Here is a 2,842-nt window from a genome sequence, read left to right as displayed (position 1 = left end):
CGATCTACCAACACCACCTCCGCGCCAGTGCTAGCTTTTCGTACCGTCACTTATTGCACTGAAAACGAGGAGACCCCCTGCTGAGTTTCCTGCGGTGCCGAGCCGACTAAAGTTGATCAGAACGAGGGTGACGATTTCCACAATGAATACCTCTGACAAGGTGGGGGACGCTCTGCGGGCCACAGGTTGGAATTGTCTTTGCGGCGGCCTGGTGAAGAGACATGGGATGGATTCTTAAACCAGTCGTAAGATCAGAATCATAAAAATCAGTGTGGAGCCTTCATCTTGCCGAACGTGTTCTTCTCATATTGCCATGCCGATGAGGCGTTGCGAGACCAACTGGAAAAACAACTGGCCATGCTCAAGCGTCAGGGGGTCATCGAAACCTGGCACGACCGAAGAATCAGTGCCGGTCAAGAGGTCGACGCTGCTATTGACGACCACATCAATGGCGACGAGATAATTCTGTTGTTGGTGAGCCCCGATTTCATTGCCTCTGACTATTGCTACAACATTGAGATGGCACGTGCAATGGAGCGCCACAACGCCAAGGATGCCATTGTCATTCCCGTTATCCTACGTCCATGCGATTGGCACCACGCTCCATTCGGCAAGCTACTTGGCACCCCTCAGGATGGAAAACCGGTCACTCTCTGGCCTGATAGGGACGAGGCCTTTCTGCAGGTAGCGAAGGAGGTTCGCAAAGCGGCCGACAGGTGGCACAATCAATCGAGAGCGCTCTCGCAAACCGAGCGCTCCGATACAACTGCCTTGCCGCCAACTCAGCAGGCGGTAGTGGCTGGACCACGTTCGAGCAACCTTCGGGTTGCCAAGACCTTCACTCAGCTGGACAAAGACCGGTTCCAGATTGATACCTTCGAGTACATCGCGCGCTATTTCGAAAACTCTCTGAAAGAGCTCCAGGCAAGAAACCCGGGCTACGAAGGTGTATTTCGTCGGATCGACGCTAACCGGTTTGTTGCAGCCATCTACAAAGATGGCGAGGATGCCGCAAAAGCGACGGTATTTACTGGCGGGCAAATGGGAGCAGCGATCTACTATAGCCAAGGCGATTCGTTTAGTGGGAACTCTTATAACGAGGCTCTTTCGGTGCAAGCGGACGACCAAGCTCTTTTTCTTACGAGCTTAGGGATGTCGTTTCGTGGACGACAAAAGCAGAAGCTATCGCAGGAAGGTGCCGCAGAAACTCTCTGGGAGATCGTTATAGGGCCGCTTCAGCGCGGAAGATGAATTTCCAGTGCATTCTGGCGCTACACCTGCACTTGTTGATCCGTGGCGGCGGACCTCGTCGTAGCCAACGGTTGAGTTGGGCTGGTTCCAATCATCAACGCTATTCGACAGGCTGTTGGTTTCTACCGTATCCAGCTCGGCCAGTCGCGCTTAGGTGGGGAGCCTAGTGGAAGCTTCTGCAACAAGCTCCAGCGGTTTGCGATCGGTGCGAGCCTCTGGTAGAAAAGGTCACGCCATTCGGCGAGCGGGTTACTCAAAGGGTATCGCGAGGGGGTACCACCTCTTGCCCTGTGTCGTGCGCAGCTAGCTGCCTGCGAGCGAGTGGGTACTACGTCGTCCAGGGTTGCCTGGGCGATGTTCAGGATCGTGGCGAGCTTAGCAGCGGAGAAGCCGCAGCTAAGCTGTTGTTCTGTGGGGGTTGCGAGCAACTGTGCGGGGCTTGGGAAGTCGCTAATCGGATAGAGTTCCCCGCTTTTGCACGCAGTTGCTGACGGATGGAACAAAGTACGTGCTCCGCTCGGATGCGCTGTTTTCTGGATAGAACGGCCATCGTTGCTTCAGCTGCAACCATGGCTCGATGAAGTGTTGTCGCATCCCGGACCATCATGTGGTCGCTGGTGAAGCAGGTGCGGGCGCTCCCGGTCGTGAGGTTTTGTCACTGTAGGTCGCGGCCAATCACGCGACAGCAAGGCTTGCGTCGCCTCAATTTGCCTCAGGCAAGGCCCGGACTGGCGTCTTATCGCTAATTATCCGGATTTTGATAATTCATATTGTGAAATATTCACCCTGACGCCGCCCACGAATTGCAGTGCCCCAAGCGTGGTCGGCCTCCACGCCAACCACCGGCCCGATGCCTGGAAAGCGCAAGCTGCAGCTGAGGTATGTCTGCTCCCTGCACCAATATTTGTTGTCCAAACCTTGAATCTGCTTACAGTGAAGCCAAAGGAGGAGACAGATGCAGGTCATACCGAGCAAGATGGGTCGCGGTCTTCAGAAATCACTGCTTTCGGCGCTCGCGGTCGCACGCCCCTTAGCCTTGGTCGCAGGCGCACTGGCACTTTCCAGTGCCGCCATGGCCTTTCAGATTGCGCCCATGGGCTCGGCATTTGAATCCAAACTGACCAACGAGACTGAAGACTCTTTGGCGGATGTGGCTGGCAGATTGGGTGTGCTCATCAAGGGCCGTGTCCATGAAGAGATCACCCAGATTGCCATGGGCTGTCCGGTCGAGCCCGCCAACCTGGCACAGGACACTACCTGCAGCATCCGAGACCTGCCTTTTGTGACGCCCTATGTCATTTACGGTGTCCGCTGGAATGATCTGCCACCGTTCAAGCTGTTACCCGATGAGGGCAATTGCACCTACCTGGGCAAGTCGTGCATCGTGGGCCAGACCATCCGGTTCTCCACGCAGCCGCTGTGCTGGTACTGCCTCTTCAAGGACGCGGAGAAGAAAGCCCAGATCAAACCGATTGTGGGTTGCAGCAAGGCCCCAGGTACTTTTCACGGCAATGTGGGTATTTCGGACCAACGTGACCGGTGATTTCGGCATCGTGACCGAGGATTTCGGTCGATCGTGACCGAACTCCTT

The 2,842-nt window shown here is 55.6% G+C and carries 2 protein-coding genes and 1 pseudogene; 2 read left to right on the top strand and 1 reads right to left on the bottom strand.

Going from position 1 to position 2,842, the window contains the following annotated elements; translation table 11 throughout:
- The first annotated feature begins 294 nt into the window (after nucleotides 1-294).
- Complete coding sequence (locus AC1Q5S_RS22170; protein WP_233521269.1) at nucleotides 295-1,251, top strand: toll/interleukin-1 receptor domain-containing protein; 957 nt, start codon at nucleotides 295-297, stop codon at nucleotides 1,249-1,251.
- 308 nt (nucleotides 1,252-1,559) lie between these two features.
- On the opposite strand, the pseudogene AC1Q5S_RS22165 reads toward AC1Q5S_RS22170, so the two are convergent.
- Nucleotides 1,560-1,715 (bottom strand): annotated as a pseudogene (locus AC1Q5S_RS22165) (DNA-3-methyladenine glycosylase 2 family protein); the annotation flags it as partial.
- A 608-nt stretch (nucleotides 1,716-2,323) separates the two neighbouring features.
- Between AC1Q5S_RS22165 and AC1Q5S_RS22160 the strand changes: the two are divergent.
- Complete coding sequence (locus AC1Q5S_RS22160; protein ID WP_492239446.1) at nucleotides 2,324-2,794, top strand: hypothetical protein; 471 nt, start codon at nucleotides 2,324-2,326, stop codon at nucleotides 2,792-2,794.
- Nucleotides 2,795-2,842 lie beyond the last annotated feature (48 nt).

It is taken from the genome of Acidovorax sp. GW835-FHT14B10, from assembly GCF_058793725.1.
The sequence above is the reverse complement of the archived record's forward strand: the minus strand, read 5'-3'. Positions and strand labels throughout refer to the sequence as shown.

What these genes read in the sequence shown, in the direction of transcription:
- AC1Q5S_RS22160 (WP_492239446.1), top strand. Translation starts at nt 2,324, where the DNA reads ATGGCCTTTCAGATTGCGCCCATGGGCTCGGCATTTGAATCCAAACTG.